Source organism: Pseudoxanthomonas wuyuanensis (assembly GCF_900215535.1).
GTDB lineage: Bacteria > Pseudomonadota > Gammaproteobacteria > Xanthomonadales > Xanthomonadaceae > Pseudoxanthomonas_A > Pseudoxanthomonas_A wuyuanensis.
Map to the genome: position 1 here is coordinate 140227 of NZ_OCND01000005.1, position 14519 is coordinate 154745.

At 65.5% G+C, this 14519-nt stretch carries 13 protein-coding genes; 5 read left to right on the forward strand and 8 right to left on the reverse strand.

The annotated features are described in order from the left end of the window. Nucleotides 1-35: 35 nt before the first annotated feature. Both CRO39_RS11705 and CRO39_RS11710 read right to left on the reverse strand, forming a co-directional pair. Nucleotides 36-407, reverse strand: coding sequence for a DUF6404 family protein (locus tag CRO39_RS11705; protein WP_097122132.1), 372 nt, complete (start codon nucleotides 405-407; stop codon nucleotides 36-38). A gap of 9 nt (nucleotides 408-416) precedes the next feature. Next, complete coding sequence (locus tag CRO39_RS11710; protein WP_097122133.1) at nucleotides 417-755, reverse strand: P-II family nitrogen regulator; 339 nt, start codon at nucleotides 753-755, stop codon at nucleotides 417-419. Between the two features lie 189 nt (nucleotides 756-944). On the opposite strand from CRO39_RS11710, the gene ubiK reads away from it, so the two are divergent. Together ubiK and CRO39_RS11720 are read left to right on the forward strand one after the other, a co-directional pair. Further along, the gene (gene ubiK / locus CRO39_RS11715) at nucleotides 945-1226 is read left to right on the forward strand and encodes a ubiquinone biosynthesis accessory factor UbiK (RefSeq protein ID WP_097122134.1); all 282 of its coding nucleotides are present in this window, start codon (nucleotides 945-947) and stop codon (nucleotides 1224-1226) included. 10 nt (nucleotides 1227-1236) lie between these two features. Beyond that, entirely contained in the window at nucleotides 1237-2748 is a 1512-nt protein-coding gene (locus CRO39_RS11720) for a YifB family Mg chelatase-like AAA ATPase (RefSeq protein WP_097122135.1), read from the forward strand. Between the two features lie 108 nt (nucleotides 2749-2856). On the opposite strand, the gene CRO39_RS11725 is transcribed toward CRO39_RS11720, so the two are convergent. After that, nucleotides 2857-4050, reverse strand: a complete 1194-nt coding sequence (locus tag CRO39_RS11725) for a putative peptide maturation dehydrogenase (protein WP_097122136.1) — start codon at nucleotides 4048-4050, stop codon at nucleotides 2857-2859. A 114-nt stretch (nucleotides 4051-4164) separates the two neighbouring features. Here CRO39_RS11725 and CRO39_RS11730 point away from each other — a divergent pair, with 114 nt between their 5' ends. Beyond that, entirely contained in the window at nucleotides 4165-4512 is a 348-nt protein-coding gene (locus tag CRO39_RS11730) for an NHLP-related RiPP peptide (protein WP_097122137.1), read from the forward strand. Here CRO39_RS11730 and CRO39_RS11735 read toward each other — a convergent pair. From CRO39_RS11735 to aceB, 4 genes are all read right to left on the reverse strand, one after another. Then, a complete protein-coding gene (locus CRO39_RS11735; RefSeq protein ID WP_238394719.1) occupies nucleotides 4467-7076 on the reverse strand; it encodes a putative peptide modification system cyclase in 2610 nt (869 codons plus the stop codon). The genes CRO39_RS11730 and CRO39_RS11735 overlap by 46 nt on opposite strands. 41 nt (nucleotides 7077-7117) lie before the next feature. After that, the gene (locus CRO39_RS11740; protein ID WP_097122139.1) at nucleotides 7118-8149 is read right to left on the reverse strand and encodes a GGDEF domain-containing protein; all 1032 of its coding nucleotides are present in this window, start codon (nucleotides 8147-8149) and stop codon (nucleotides 7118-7120) included. Between the two features lie 204 nt (nucleotides 8150-8353). After that, on the reverse strand, nucleotides 8354-9646 hold the full coding sequence (gene aceA / locus CRO39_RS11745; protein WP_097122140.1) for an isocitrate lyase: 1293 nt from the start codon (nucleotides 9644-9646) through the stop codon (nucleotides 8354-8356). Between the two features lie 94 nt (nucleotides 9647-9740). Beyond that, nucleotides 9741-11366 (reverse strand): malate synthase A, encoded by a 1626-nt coding sequence (gene aceB / locus CRO39_RS11750; protein ID WP_097122141.1) that lies wholly within the window; start codon nucleotides 11364-11366, stop codon nucleotides 9741-9743. A 108-nt stretch (nucleotides 11367-11474) separates the two neighbouring features. Between aceB and CRO39_RS11755 the strand changes: the two genes are divergently transcribed. Continuing rightward, nucleotides 11475-12443: a LysR family transcriptional regulator gene (locus CRO39_RS11755; RefSeq protein WP_097122142.1), complete on the forward strand. Its 969-nt coding sequence runs from the start codon at nucleotides 11475-11477 to the stop codon at nucleotides 12441-12443. Between the two features lie 94 nt (nucleotides 12444-12537). Further along, entirely contained in the window at nucleotides 12538-13353 is an 816-nt protein-coding gene (locus CRO39_RS11760) for a CHAD domain-containing protein (protein ID WP_141400781.1), read from the forward strand. A 116-nt stretch (nucleotides 13354-13469) separates the two neighbouring features. Here CRO39_RS11760 and CRO39_RS11765 read toward each other — a convergent pair whose 3' ends face one another. Further along, complete coding sequence (locus tag CRO39_RS11765) at nucleotides 13470-14486, reverse strand: isoaspartyl peptidase/L-asparaginase family protein (RefSeq protein ID WP_097122293.1); 1017 nt, start codon at nucleotides 14484-14486, stop codon at nucleotides 13470-13472. Nucleotides 14487-14519 lie beyond the last annotated feature (33 nt).

The window sequence follows — 14519 nt, forward strand, 5'->3', positions numbered from 1 at the left end:
AGTCCTCCGCAGGGCGGGCGTTGGCCCGCCCTAGGCTATGTTTCGGGAATGAAATCCCGCCATTTGGGGATAGCGCGTTTGCGCGCGCTGTGCCGCATGTACCACGCCATCGACAGACCGAACAGCGCGCCGGCAAAGGCAGCCACCATCGCCCCGATTGCCAGCGGCAGGCCCTGCCCGCCCCACAGCAGCAGCCACATCAACAGGCCCCAGAACACGCCGAAGAACCCGCCCATCAGCAAGCCGTTGAAGGCGAAACTGGCCATCTGCGGCGGCACCGTCGCCCCGAACTTCCACAGCAGCCGGAACAGCGGCGGCGCGTAGTTGCTCCTTCCCAGGCCCTTGGTTTCCAGCAGCGCCAGCGCCTGGCGCAAACGCGTGTCGAATCGTTTTCTTTCCTGGCTCATCCAACGCTCCTACAGCGCATCGGCATCCAGTTCGCCGGTACGGATGCGGATGACCCGCTCCAGTTCGTAGACGAATACCTTGCCGTCGCCGATCTTGCCGGTGCCGGCGGCCTTGACGATGGCTTCCACCACCTGTTCGACCTGGTCTTCGGTGACCGCCACTTCCAGCTTGACCTTGGGCAGGAAGTCGACCACATACTCGGCGCCGCGGTACAGCTCGGTATGGCCCTTCTGGCGGCCGAACCCCTTGACTTCGGTGACGGTGATGCCGGTAATGCCGGCTTCGGCCAGCGCCTCGCGCACGTCGTCCAGCTTGAACGGCTTGATGATGGCCATGATCATCTTCATGAATCGATCTCCGTGAATGCTGGCCGCAGGATAACCCGGTTGCGGCGGACTTGGTTGCGGCGGGGGCGGCGCTCGGGTTCAATGGACGCCCCGCCCGGATTCGGAATTTTCTGACAGTGCGGCGCAGCGAACGCCGATAGCACCGCCCGCGGCGCGCGGCGATGCTGGGCCCACTGCTGGAGACCCAACATGATCGACCTCAACCACATCGACGACCTCGCCCGCCGCCTCAGCGACCTGGTGCCGCCGGGACTGCGCGGCGCGCCCAATGAAGCCTTGCGCGAGGAACTTCAGCAAAGCTTCAAGACCGCCTTGCAGGGCGGCCTGGCCAGGCTGGACCTGGTAACGCGCGAGGAATTCGACGTGCAGCGCGCAGTGCTGCTGCGCACCCGCGAAAAACTGGAAGCGCTGGAACGCAGCGTGCAAGCGCTGGAATCGGCACAAACTTTGCCGCCCGCCGGCCAGCACTGAGTCCGCCGCCATGAGCCTGGCGCTGGTGCACAGCCGTGCACGGGCCGGCGTGTCCGCGCCGCCGGTGCGGGTGGAAGTGCACCTGTCCGGCGGGTTGCCTTCCACCCATATCGTCGGCCTGCCGGAGGCCGCGGTGCGCGAATCGCGCGATCGCGTGCGCGCCGCCATCCTGTGCGCCCAGTTCGAATTCCCGCAGCGGCGCATCACCGTCAATCTGGCGCCGGCCGACCTGCCCAAGGACGGCGGCCGTTTCGATCTGCCCATCGCATTGGGCATCCTGGCCGCCAGCGGGCAGATACCGCGCGAGGCGCTGGCCGAGTACGAATTCCTGGGCGAGCTGGGCCTGACCGGCGAACTGCGTGCGGTCGACGGCGCGCTGCCTGCCGCGCTGGCAGCAGCCGCGGCCGGGCGCAGGCTGGTCGTCCCGTCCGGCAATGGCGCCGAGGCCGCACTGGCGCGTCAGGTGCAGGCGCATACCGCGCGCACGCTGCTGGAGGTCTGTGCTGCATTGAGCGGCAACAAAGAGCTGCCGCCAGCGCAGGCGTTGCCGCCGCAGCCCAGCTCGCTTCCCGACATGGCCGACGTGCGCGGACAGCTGCATGCCCGCCGCGCGCTGGAAGTGGCCGCTGCGGGCAATCACCATCTGCTGCTCATCGGTTCGCCCGGGTGCGGCAAGACGCTGCTGGCCTCCAGGCTGCCCGGGCTGCTGCCCGAGGCCAGCGAAACCGAGGCGCTGGAAAGCGCCGCCGTGGCGTCGATCAGCGGGCGTGGGCTGGACCCGACCCGATGGCGACAGCGCCCCTTTCGCTCGCCGCACCACACCGCCAGCGCAGTAGCCCTGGTTGGCGGCGGCGCGGAGCCGCGCCCGGGCGAGATTTCCCTGGCCCACCGGGGCGTGCTTTTCCTTGATGAACTCCCCGAGTGGGACAGGCGCGCACTGGAAGTGTTGCGGGAGCCGCTGGAATCCGGCGTCGTGACCGTTTCGCGCGCCGCGCGCAGCGCCGAATTCCCTGCCCGCTTCCAGCTGGTGGCCGCCATGAATCCGTGCCCGTGCGGCTGGGCCGGCGATCCCAGCGGCCGCTGCCGCTGCAGCGCCGAAAACATCCGCCGCTATCGTGCCCGGATTTCCGGGCCGCTGATGGACCGCATCGATCTGCATGTGGAAGTGCCGCGGCTACCGCCGCAGGAACTGCGGCCTGACGCCCCGCCCGGCGAACCGACCGCGGCGGTGCGCCAGCGGGTCGAACAGGCGCGCGCCATCCAGCTCCAACGCAACGGCCGGCTCAATGCGCAGCTCAGCCAGCCGGACACGATGGAATACTGCCGCCTGCAGCCCAAGGATCAGGCGCTGCTGGAAAACGCCATCGACCGCCTGCAACTATCCGCGCGCAGCATGCACCGGATCCTGCGCGTCGCCCGTACGATTGCCGACCTGGCCGGATCCGCTGCCATCCTGACCGCCCATCTGACCGAGGCGCTGGGCTATCGGCGTATCGATCAGGGCCAGACCGCCATCGTCTGAAAAGTGAATCCCGGCTTTGGCCGGGATGACGGCAAATGGCTGAGATTCGACGCCAGTCGGGAGCAAGCTCGACTCTACGCGGCCAGGGCAACGATCTGAAGCATCTTATTAGCCCGAATCTTGCCCAGCCGTTTCTTCCAGGTTCCAGATTTCCCCGGCCGGGTCCAGTTCCATCGTCACCATCTCCTCGCCACGCCAGCCGAAGCCGCAGATCGCCAGCGCACCTTCGCTGACGTGGTCCAGGCCGAACACCTGTTCCAGCGGTACTTCATTGATCGCGCAGGTGATGTAAGCGCCCAGGCCGGCGTCGGTCGCTGACAGGTAAAGCGTTTGCGACAGATGCCCGGCTTCCAGCGCAATGGCGCGGTAGGCCTTGGCGTGGTTGCGGTACTTCCAGAAATTGCGGTCGTAACGTGGCGCCATCAGCACCATGACATGGGCGTTGGCGAACCAATGCTGTTCGGCCACGGCCGACATGGCCAGTTCGTGCAGCGGCTGCTCCGGCGCCAACAACGGCTCCAGCGCGTGGGCGATGGCGTGGTAGTGGTACAGGCCAGGGACCACGCCTTCGACGTTCTGCACGATCAGATAGGCCTCGATCGGATGCAAACCGCCACCGGAAGGGCTGGTCTTTTTCAGGAATACGGTGTCGTCACTGACCCGCACATGGGACTGGGCGGCGAACACCCGCTCCATCAGCTGCGCGAACAGGGCATAGGGCAGCGGTCGTTCGGCGTCGAAGTTGCGGCAGGTAGCGCGGCGCGCCAGCAACGCGTCGAAATCATTGCGGGCGGTTCGTGGTAGCGCCAGGCGTTGGCCGGCGTGGCCACGGCCCACGGCTTCTGCTGGGGGCGGGCCCAGGACTTCTCGCAGTTCCCCGGCGGTTTCGGTGCCGGTGTCCTGCATCGACTTCACGGCGTCGGCATCCTGCCAGCGGGTGAAGGCATGCAGGGTCGCGGCCAAGGGGTGCCAGTACACGTCGCGCAGCGCTTCGTCGCGTTCGCGCAGGACCGCATGGCGCTTGCCATTGGCAACAACCAGGCCGGTTTTCAATAGGCGTTTAAGCGCGGTGGAAGCGCCGTTGGATAGTTGGCGGCTATCGGTCCATTCGTCCGGGCTCAATGCGCCCAGCAGTTCGCGCTCGTGGGCATCGACTTCGATTTCCTGGCCCAGGTGCGGAGCCAGCGCGAGCCAGCGGCGCTCGCGGACCAGTCCGCTACCGCCGGCCAACAGCACTTCCAGATCGAACTCGACCTGTTCCCGAGGCTCCAGATACAGCACTTTGCAACGGCGCACCCGCATGGTGCTTCCCCCCAATCCCAACGGCAATCGGCAACGCTACGGTTGTTTAGCGACGGCGACAAGGCTAGATTGCATGCCGACCAGCCTGCAACGGGCTTTGGCTAGGGGAAATACATGGCAACAAAGAAGACGGGCGCGTCGGGGAAGGCCGCGCCTCTGGATCCGAAGGTCGCGGGCAAGCTGCTGGACAAGCTGAGTACCGACAACGAGTTTCGCCGGCTGTTCAAGAAAGACCCGAAGGCTGCTTTAATTAAGGTTGGCTACAAGCTGCCAAAAGGCGACATTGAGGCTGCCGCCCGTTTTGAACAGCTATGTGGATGCGCAACAGTGCAAAGAATCGCCCCGAAGGCAGAGGTCATCAAGGCCCGCCAAGCACTATTGGGTTTGCTTATGGCCGGCATGATGAAAAGTCCGATTCAGTTGAATGTGGCGAGTAACGCGGCACGACGCACTCGCAAATGATTCGGCAGCTCAGCCGTCTTCCACTGCTGATCGAATTTCCGCAACTCACTTCGTGCGTCAGTGCTACGGCCCTCTGAAGCCAATAGCTCTGCTGTCAGCAGGTGTCCGAGCGTGGTGTCCGCTACATTCAGCGCTTGCTGGCACCAACCGCATCCCAGTTCGCTATAGGCTCGCCCGCGATGAATGGTTATCCACGTTGCCTCCGCCAAGGCGTTCTTACTGTCGCCTGCGGTCCGATAAGCATCAAGCAACGCCGTATGTGCCTGGAAAGGTTCACTGCCATCAATCACAGCTTGAAGCCGAGCAATGGCTTCGTTGGCTTTCCCAGCCATGCGCAGATCGTTTGCCTCCAGAACAACATACAAAGACTTTGTTGGTTGGGTTTCCAATAGATCAGGCCTGCCTTGCAGCTTCTCCATGATTCGGCTTGGCAAGTTCGTGTCACCAATGCGCTGGGCGAGTATTCCAGCGGATATGGCGATGTACATATCACTCACCGCGTCCGAGTTAACGTCGGACGCAAGAGCAGCTGAAATCGACTCATCGGCTATCTTATTCAGCGTACTCAAGGACGAATCCTTCTCCCCCTGTATCCATTCCACGACGGCGAGTGGGTACTGGGCTGCCCTTGCAGATAATGATCTAGGGCGGACCTGCAGTTTCAGTCGCTCGGCCTCTTTGCGAGCTTCTTCCCAACGACCTTGATCCAGGTAGATGCTGACCGCGTCGAAAGGAATGTCGGAAATCGGGGCAAGCTGCCGCCAAGTTTTTTCAGCCACCTCAAATTGTCGTCGGGCGGCATATGTGACCGCGAGCCGTATGGCGGCTGGCGTCCCCTTATTAGCGTCCGCCTTCAGGAATGCCTGCTCGGCCTCTCCGTAACGCTCCGCTCCTAGCGCAAGCCGGCCGACCAAATCCCATGACAGCGTGGAGAACTCGTTCTTGGGAGATGTTGCTCGCCTTGCAAAACTCAGGCCTTCCTCAAAACGGTTTCTCGCGTGCAGCGCGTAACCAGCATTTGCTGACGCGCGGAAGAAGTCGGGATACATACTTGCCATCTGTTGCCATTTCTCAAGAGCGTTCCCAGGACTATCGACCTCGGCGGCCCACGCTTCGAGATACATCTGATCCCTGGGTGGGAGGCTGTCACGCAATGCGAGCGCCTGACGCAGGTATTGTGCGCCGCCATCCAGATCGCTTACCGCGTTGCGTGATCGCAGTTGACCCACATATGCCAATGCGAATTTTGGATCGAGCTGGGTCGCACGCGCATAGAAGCCTTGCGCCTCTTCGTAGCGACTGTTTGCATAAGACTTCTGCCCCAACGCATACGCCCGCAGCGCATCAAGGTTCTTCGTGATCACCTGCGGCAGCGGCTCCGAGTCCTTCTCAATCGAAGCCAGCGCCTCACCCAGCTTGCCGCGTAGCGATGCGGTGACCTTGTCGATGGAATCCAGCGCCGAGCCCGCGCCGGTGCCATCGGCCGATTCGGCGTACACCGTGGTCTGGGTGTGCGGATCGATGACCTCGGCGCTGACCCGGACGCGGCCGCCGACTTCCGATACCGTTGGCAGGATCACGGCGCGGGCGCCGTCGCGCAGGGCGATTTCCGAGGCGATGGCGCGGTCCAGCGGCGTGCCCGGCTGGCGCTGCATCCGCGCCAGCGTGTCGCGGGCCTTCATGTCGCTCAGCACGTTGACGTAACGCGACTGCTCAAGGCTGATACGGAACGCCTGCGACAGCGAATCGTCCAGCACGCTCTGCCCGGTCAGGTTGCGCAGATCGCCGACCACCACCCAGTCGCGCTCGGCAAAGGCGATGGCCGGCTGCGGCTTGGTCACGAACCAGGCGCCGATGCCCAGGCCGGCAAGCAACATCACCTCGGCCGCCAGCGCCGCCGGGCGCCGCCATAGCGGGATATCGCGCCAGGCCTTGGGATTGTTGCCGGGCGCGCGCAGCGGCGCGATTCCGACTTCGCCGACCTCGTAGACTTCCTGCGTTTCCGGTACGCCCTTGAAGCGCCAGCGGCCGTACGACTTCCACAGCAGGTTCTGGCCGCGTTCGCCGAGTTCGCGCGCGGCGCGGCGCGCCAGCGGCTCGGCCACTGCCGACAGCAATATCTGCCCCGGCCGCGCCAACATCATCAGGCGCGCGGCCATCGGCTTGGCCAGGCCTTCGACTTCCAGTGGCTTGGCACCCACCTGCACCGCCGCGTCGCTATTCTTCCAGGTCAGCAGCTCGCCCACATGCAGGCCGGCGCGCGCCTGCAAGTCGATCTGGCGGGACTTGCCGATATCGCGCAGGCCGCGGGTGTAATCCAGGGCGAAACCTAGGCCGTCGATGGGCCGCTCGAACAGCAGCAGCAGGCCATCGGAACGGTCGATCAACCGCCCGCGCCATTGTTGTTGCAACGTCAGCACCAGGTGGTCGTGCTCGCGGAACAACTCCGAAGCCGGCACATCGCCCAGCCGTTCGATCAGCGCGGTCGAGTCGACCAGGTCGGTCAGCAGGATGGTGCGCAGTTGCGGACCGTCGGACGGGACACGGGCCAAAAGTGCGTTCATGCGTGCTTCTTCCTTTATCGCTCCGTCTGCGATCGCCATGTTCAGTCCTGCCATTCCACACGGTTGCCGCCGGCATGCTTGGCCCGGTACAGCGCCTTGTCGGCCTGCGCGTACCAGTCGTTCCAGTCGCGCGTGGGATCGATCAGGCAGGCGCCGACGCTGAGCGAGCAGATCAGCGGCGGCGACGGGTGCATCTGCTGCAGCGCATGCGCGGTGCTGACGACGAAATCGGCATAGCGCAGCATCTCGTCGCGGTCGGCCGCCTTCAGCAACAGACAGAATTCGTCGCCGCCCAGCCGGCAGGCCAGATCCTGGGTGCCCGCCAGCGACCGCATGATGTTGGCCACGCTCTGCAGAACCCGGTCGCCAAGCAGATGGCCGTAGGCGTCGTTGACGTTCTTGAAATGATCGCAGTCGACCAGCAGCAGCCCGAAGCCGTCGAAGCCGCCATTGTTGCGGCGCTGTTCCAGGTACAGGGCCAGGCCGCGCCGGTTGTACAGCTCGGTCAGCTCGTCGGTGCGGTTGAGTTCTTCGCTCTGGTTGAGCCGGTGCGAAGTGATGCGCAGGCTGTCCAGCGCCGCCTGCAGTTCCTGATTGCGGCAGCGCAGGCGATGGATCAGGTTCTGCTCGTTCAACACCACGCGCATGATGGCGCGGCGCAGGAAGTGCGATACCAGCGCGGCATCGCGATCGACCAGGGACTGGAATTCCTCGTAGCGCAGTTCCAGCAGTTCGCTGTCGGCCGACACGGTGGCCATCGCGCTGCGCAGGTGGTCGCCAACCAGCAGGCCCAGCTCACCGAAGAACTCGCCAGGACCCAACGCCTTGCTGCTCAGGTCGTCGCCGAAATCCAGGATCACCGCACCCCGCAGGATTACGAACATGCTGGTGCCATGCTCTCCGCGGGAAAACAGCCTTTCGCCGGCCAGCGCAGTCCGCGCCCGTCCGGCCTCGGCGAACAGCGCGCACTCCTCCGCCGACAGCACGGCTACGGCTGTTTCCCTGGACACCCCATCGGTGGCCGGCCCGGCCAACTCGTAGCCAGCGACCCGCGCTGCTTTCTCCGACTCCATCCCACGCCCCACATCGTGAATTCGGAGAATAGCACCAGAAACCCCGTCATCCGGGGGCATTCTGGCCCCTGTACCCTCCCGTTCGTCGCCGCGCCCTGTCCAGGACGGCGACCGGGCAGCGGGGCCGCCCGGCTGCCGCGAGTGCCCCGGCAGGGCGGCCGCCGGTAGGCCGCGGGAACCAGGGGGCGTGCCACGGGGCGGCGGTCAGGCCGCTTTTTCGCCGTGGAACTGCTCTTCCTCGGTCGAGCCCTTCAGCGCCGTGGTCGAGGACTGGCCCTGCTGGATGGCCTGGGTCACCGCGTCGAAATAGCCGGTGCCCACCTCGCGCTGGTGCTTGACCGCGGTGAAGCCGCGGTCGGCGGCGGCGAACTCGGCTTCCTGCAGTTCGACGAAGGCGCTCATCTGCTTGCGCGCATAGCCGTGCGCCAGATTGAACATCGAATAGTTCAGCGCATGGAAGCCGGCCAGGGTGATGAACTGGAACTTGTAGCCGTAGCTGGCGATTTCCTTCTGGAACCGGGCGATGGTGGCATCGTCCAGATTCTTCTTCCAGTTGAAACTGGGCGAGCAGTTGTAGGCCAGCAGCTTGCCGGGGAACCTGGCATGGATGGCCTCGGCAAACTTGCGGGCGAACTCCAGGTCGGGCTTGCCGGTCTCGCACCAGACCAGGTCGGCGTAGGGCGCATAGGCCAGGCCGCGGCTGATGGCCTGGTCCAGACCGTTGCGGGTCTTGTAGAAGCCTTCGACGGTGCGATCGCCGACGATGAAGGACTTGTCGTTGTCATCGATATCGCTGGTCAGCAGATCGGCCGCCTCGGCGTCGGTGCGCGCGACCAGCAGGGTCGGCACGCCCATCACGTCACTCGCCAGGCGCGCGGCGGTCAGTTTCTCCACCGCCTCGCGCGTGGGCACCAGTACCTTGCCGCCCATGTGGCCGCACTTCTTGACGCTGGCCAGTTGGTCCTCGAAGTGCACGCCGGCCGCGCCGGCCTCGATCATCGCCTTCATCAGCTCGAAGGCGTTCAGTACGCCACCAAAGCCGGCCTCGGCATCGGCCACGATGGGCTGCAGGAAGTCGATGCTGTCGTCACCTTCGGCATGGCTCAACTGATCGGCGCGCAGCAGCGTATTGTTGATGCGCTTGACCACCGCCGGCACCGAATCGGCCGGGTACAGCGACTGGTCCGGGTACATCTGACCGGCCAGGTTGGCATCGGCCGCCACCTGCCAGCCGGACAGGTAGATGGCCTTCAGCCCGGCCTTGACCTGCTGCATGGCCTGATTGCCGGTCAGCGCGCCCAGCGCATTGACGAAGTCCTCGGTCTGCAGGTAGTTCCACAGCTTCTGCGCACCGATCTTCGCGATGGAATGCTCGACAGGCACGGTGCCGCGCAGACGCACGACATCGGCGGCGGTGTAGTTGCGGGTAATGCCCTTCCAGCGCGGATTGGTGTCCCAGTCGTGCTGAATCTGTTCGGCGGTTGGCAGCTTGGTCATTGGAAACTCCGGGAATGGGGCATGGGAAATGGGAAATGGGAAGGAGCGGTTTGCGAGTCGCTGTTGCGATTCCCGACTCCCTTTTCCCGCGGGTTCAGTCGATACGGTCGTAGGCCGGCAGGGTCAGGAATTCGGCCAACTCGTCGCTGCGGCTCAGCTCGTCGAGCAAGGCAATGGCCTCGTCGATTTTTGAGGCACCGGGGATGGCGTCGCGATTGCCCAGCTTGGCCGGCAGGTTGCGCAGCGTGGTTTCCAGCAGCGCCAGATCGATCGCGGTGCCGTCGGCCAGGTGCAGACCCGCCGTGTGCAGCCATTGCCAGATCTGCGTGCGCGAAATCTCGGCGGTGGCGGCGTCTTCCATCAGCCAGTGGATCGGTACGCAGCCGTTGCCATCCAGCCACGCCGCCAGGTAACGCACGCAGACCTCGACATTGCCTTCAAAACCGGCGCGGGTAATCGTGCCCTGCGAAGGCGCTATCAGCTCGTCGCGGCCCACATGCACGTCTTCGCGCAACACTGCGTGCTGGTTGGGCTGCGGCATATGCTCGTCGAAGATGGCGCGCGCGATCGGGATCAGCGCCGGGTGCGCCACCCAGGTGCCGTCGTGGCCTGCGCTCACTTCGCGCAGCTTGTCGGCACGCACGCGGGCCAGCGCCTGCTCGTTGGCGGCCTCGTCGTTGTTGATCGGAATCTGCGCAGCCATGCCGCCCATCGCGTGCGCGCCGCGGCGGTGGCAGGTCTGGATCAGCAGTTCCGAGTACGCCTTCAGGAACGGCTGGGTCATCGTCACCTGGCCGCGTTCGGGCAGCACCTTGTCGGCATGCCTGCGGAAGGTCTTCAGGTAGGAGAAGATGTAGTCCCAGCGGCCGCAGTTGAGCCCGACGATGCGTTCGCGCAGCGCGTGCAGGATTTCGTGCATCTCGAACACCGCCGGCAGCGTCTCGATCAACACGGTCACCTTCATCTGCCCGTGCGGCAGGCCCAGCGTGGCTTCGATGTGCGACAGCGCGGTTTCCCACAGCGCCGCCTCTTCCATGCTCTGCAGCTTGGGCAGGTAGAAGTACGGGCCACGGTCCTTGTCCGCCAGCGCGCGCGCGTTGTGGAACGCGAACACGGCCAGGTCGAACAGACCGCCGGCGATCGGCTGGCCGTCGATCAGCACATGCTTCTCGTCCAGGTGCCAGCCGCGCGGACGCACCAGCAGCACCGCCTGTTCGGCGAACGGCTTGAGCTGGTAGCGCTTGCCATTGTCTGCAACGAATGCCAGATCGCCGCGCACCGCCTCCATCAGGGCGCGCTGGCCGGTCAGCAGGTTATGCCAGGTCGGCGCGGTGGAATCCTCGAAATCGGCCATGAACACCTTGGCCCCGGAGTTCAAGGCATTGATCACCATCTTGGGGTCGACCGGGCCGGTGATCTCGACCCGGCGGTCCTGCAGCGCCGCCGGCAGCGGCGCCACTTTCCAGTCGCTTTCGCGGATGCTGCGGGTGTCGTCGCGGAAGTCGGGCAGGCCGCCGGCGTCGAAGTAGCGCTGGCGGTCGCGGCGCGCGGCCAGCCGGGCCTGGCGTTCCGGCTCAATCTCCCGATGCAGTGAGACCAGCAAGGCCAACGCGGCAGGCGGCAACAACGCTGCCTGGCCGGCCAATACGGTCGTCAGGGCGATTCCAGGGGTTGGGCGCTGCACCGGATCGGCAGGCAGCGCGTGGGCGGCGGCGGACATGGATGGCTCCTTACGGCTTGCTGGAGTCACACCGTGCGCCGCAACGACGTATTTGACAAAATAGTTTTGTCAATGCATTAAATAAGTTCAGCTTATATTTGTTTCGAAATGTCGGACAAGTCCCCGCAAACGTTACGTTTTCCCTACAAGTCGGACCGGCTCAAGCCGCTGCGGGCGTTCTGCCAGACGGTCAGGCTGGGGTCGGTCTCGCGCGCGGCCGAGGCGCTGTTCGTCAGCCAGCCGGCCATCTCCCTGCAATTGCAGGCGCTGGAGCGCGAACTGGGAGTCAAGCTGTTCGAACGCAGCGGACGCCGGCTGGCGCCCAGCCGCGAGGGCCAGTTGCTGTTCGAACTGGCGCAGCCGCTGGTCGAGGGCATCGACGGGCTGGAAGCGAGCTTCCGCGACAGGGTCGCCGGGCTGGATGCCGGCGAACTGAACATCGCCGCCAACAGTTCCACCATCCTCTACCTGCTGCCGAAGATCGTCGAGAACTTCCGCGCCCAGCACCCGGACGTGCGGCTGACCCTGCACAACGCCATCACCGCCGACGGCACCGATCTGCTGCGCTCGGATGCGGTGGACCTGGCGGTGGGCTCGATGATGGACGTGCCCGCCGACCTGAGCTACGCGCCGATCTACCGCTTCGAGCCGGTGCTGATCACCCCGCCGCAACATCCGCTGGCGAACAAGGCGAAGCTTTCGCTGGAAGACATTTCCCACTACGGGCTGATCCTGCCGCCGAAACGGCAAATCACCTACCGGCTGGTCGATCTGGTGTTCCAGCAGAACCGCGTGCCGTACACGGTGGCGCTGGAGGTCGGCGGCTGGGAAGTGATCAAGCAATACGTGGCCATGGGCATGGGCATCTCGATCGTCAGTTCGATCTGCCTGACCGACGGCGACCACGACCGCCTGGCCACCCGTTCGCTGCGCGACTGGTTCCCTTCGCGCAGCTACGGCGTGGTGGTGCGCAAGGGCAAATACCTGTCGCCGCAGGCGCGCGCGTTTATCGAGCTGATCCAGCCGGATCTTTTCGCCCCTCGCGACTACGACCAGAGCGGACATTCGGAGCGCTAGGCGCTTGGCTGGCACCGGCCATCGCTTGATCCTGCTCAATGCCTGCCAGGGCCGGGACAGGCTAGAGTCGCTGGCGTTCCATCCAGGCCATGCCATGCCTCCCGCAAAGCCCCGCGCCGATTCGCTCGGCAAGCGTTTGGCCGATTTCGCCGATGCCCAGTTGGCGCAGGCTGCCCAGTGCCTGTCGCTACCGGACCAGGATCGCCATGAGGGCATCCACGAAGCGAGGAAATGCCTGCGCCGGACACGCAGCGCACTGGCCCTGGGCGGCAATGCGTTGGGCCCGCATACCGCGCGCCTGGACCGGGATCTGCAGCGCCTGTGCCGGGGCCTGTCGCGGCTCAGGGATGCGCACGCCGTGGTCGAAACGCTGGAGCGGCTGCTGGCCGAGGCGGCGCCGGCAGCGATTCCCCATCTGCAATCGGCGCTGGCGCTGGCGCACGCGCAGCGCGACACCCAGTTGGCGCAAGCGCTGTCGTCGGACCCGCAGTTCCGCCGGCGCTGCCAGCGGCTGCAACGTGCCCGCCAGCAGCTGGCGCAACTGGACTGGAACGGCGTGGAAGACGACGTCGTAACCCGGGCATTCCGGCGCAGCGAGCGGCGCGTTCGCAAGGCCGGCAAGCGTGTGGACCGCCATCCCGAACGGCCGCTGGCATGGCATGCCTATCGCAGGCGGCTGCGCCGGCTACGCCAGCAACAGCATCTGCTCAACCAGGTGGAACCGGCGCTTTGCCAGCCGCTGGAGAAAGAAATCAAGCAGCACGCCGTTGCCCTGGGACAGGCGCAGGACTACGCGCTGCTGCTGCGCCGTTGCGGCCGGCGCTCGCCGTTTCCGCAGGCGCTGCGCAACGTCCTGCGGCCCATCGCGCGCCAGCGCCTGCGGCAGGCCCGGGCCGCGTTGCATCCCTGAGCAGTTCTCATGCCGTCGATGCCTGGAGCGTTTACGCGCCTACGTCATGACGATGACTGATTGATGCCGCGTAAACGCTTGAGGCGAAAATGCGGACTCCCGCCCAGTTGGAGCCTTCAACGCGGCGACGGTTCCGGCAGCGCCTCGTCAGCGAAGATCGCCACATGCGGCACGCCGTCGGCGCCAATCCAGCCGCGGTACATGCCTTCGGTGTTGAATGGCAGCGCAATCCTGCCGTCGCTGTCCAGCACGATGGCGCCGCCATCGCCGCCGGCCTTGGGGATATCGCCGTTGATGACACCCGCAGCCGCCTGCGCCACCGACTGCCCGGCGTACTTCACCCGCGCGCAGATGTCGTGCGCGGCGACCGCACGGATGTAGAACTCGCCCCAGCCGGTGCCGGAAACCGCGCAGCGCTCATTGGCATAGGTGCCGGCACCGATGATGGGCGCATCGCCGACGCGGCCGTAGCGCTTGTTGGTCATGCCGCCGGTGGAAGTACCGGCGGCCAGCTTTCCCTGCGCATCCAAGGCCACTGCGCCGACGGTTCCGAAGTACTTGGCGGTCTCGATGTCGCGGTGAGCTTCGCGCGAGGCTTCCTCGCGCAATGCGCGCTGCAACTGCTGCCAGCGCTTTTCGGTACGGAAATAGCCCGGCTCCACCAGGGGGACGCCCTGCTCCTTGGCGAACGCTTCGGCGCCTTCGCCAACCATCATTACGTGGCGGGATTTTTCCATCACCGCCTGCGCCAGCAGGATCGGGTTCTTCACCGTGCGTACGCCAGCGACGGCACCGGCACGGCCGCTGCTGCCGTCCATGATGGCGGCATCGAGTTCGTTGCGGCCATCGTGGGTGAACACCGCACCCTTGCCGGCATTGAAACTGGGCGCGTCCTCCAGCACCGTGATCGCCGCGGTAACCGCATCCAGCGCCGGTTTTCCCGCCGCCAGCTGCGCATGGCCGGCGCGCAATGCCTGTTCCAGCGAGGCACGCGCAGCCGCTTCGTCGGCCGGCGTCATGCCCTGCCGGACCACGCCGGCGCCACCATGGATCGCCAGCACCGGTTGCTGCGCCACGGCAGCGGCCGCCATCGTCGCCAACGTCGCCAGCAGTCCCGCCTGCAGGAGCTTCATCCGCTTGCCCATTGCCTTCCTCCCGCGCCGGTG

Coding starts and splice junctions, on each gene's coding strand:
- CRO39_RS11725 (WP_097122136.1), bottom strand. CDS start 4,050: ATGCGGGTGCGCCGTTGCAAAGTGCTGTATCTGGAGCCTCGGGAACAG.
- aceB (WP_097122141.1), bottom strand. CDS start 11,366: ATGTCCGCCGCCGCCCACGCGCTGCCTGCCGATCCGGTGCAGCGCCCA.
- CRO39_RS11760 (WP_141400781.1), top strand. CDS start 12,538: ATGCCTCCCGCAAAGCCCCGCGCCGATTCGCTCGGCAAGCGTTTGGCC.
- CRO39_RS11705 (WP_097122132.1), bottom strand. CDS start 407: ATGAGCCAGGAAAGAAAACGATTCGACACGCGTTTGCGCCAGGCGCTG.
- CRO39_RS11730 (WP_097122137.1), top strand. CDS start 4,165: ATGGCAACAAAGAAGACGGGCGCGTCGGGGAAGGCCGCGCCTCTGGAT.
- CRO39_RS11720 (WP_097122135.1), top strand. CDS start 1,237: ATGAGCCTGGCGCTGGTGCACAGCCGTGCACGGGCCGGCGTGTCCGCG.
- CRO39_RS11765 (WP_097122293.1), bottom strand. CDS start 14,486: ATGAAGCTCCTGCAGGCGGGACTGCTGGCGACGTTGGCGACGATGGCG.
- CRO39_RS11735 (WP_238394719.1), bottom strand. CDS start 7,076: ATGAACGCACTTTTGGCCCGTGTCCCGTCCGACGGTCCGCAACTGCGC.
- ubiK (WP_097122134.1), top strand. CDS start 945: ATGATCGACCTCAACCACATCGACGACCTCGCCCGCCGCCTCAGCGAC.
- CRO39_RS11710 (WP_097122133.1), bottom strand. CDS start 755: ATGAAGATGATCATGGCCATCATCAAGCCGTTCAAGCTGGACGACGTG.
- CRO39_RS11755 (WP_097122142.1), top strand. CDS start 11,475: ATGTCGGACAAGTCCCCGCAAACGTTACGTTTTCCCTACAAGTCGGAC.
- aceA (WP_097122140.1), bottom strand. CDS start 9,646: ATGACCAAGCTGCCAACCGCCGAACAGATTCAGCACGACTGGGACACC.
- CRO39_RS11740 (WP_097122139.1), bottom strand. CDS start 8,149: ATGGAGTCGGAGAAAGCAGCGCGGGTCGCTGGCTACGAGTTGGCCGGG.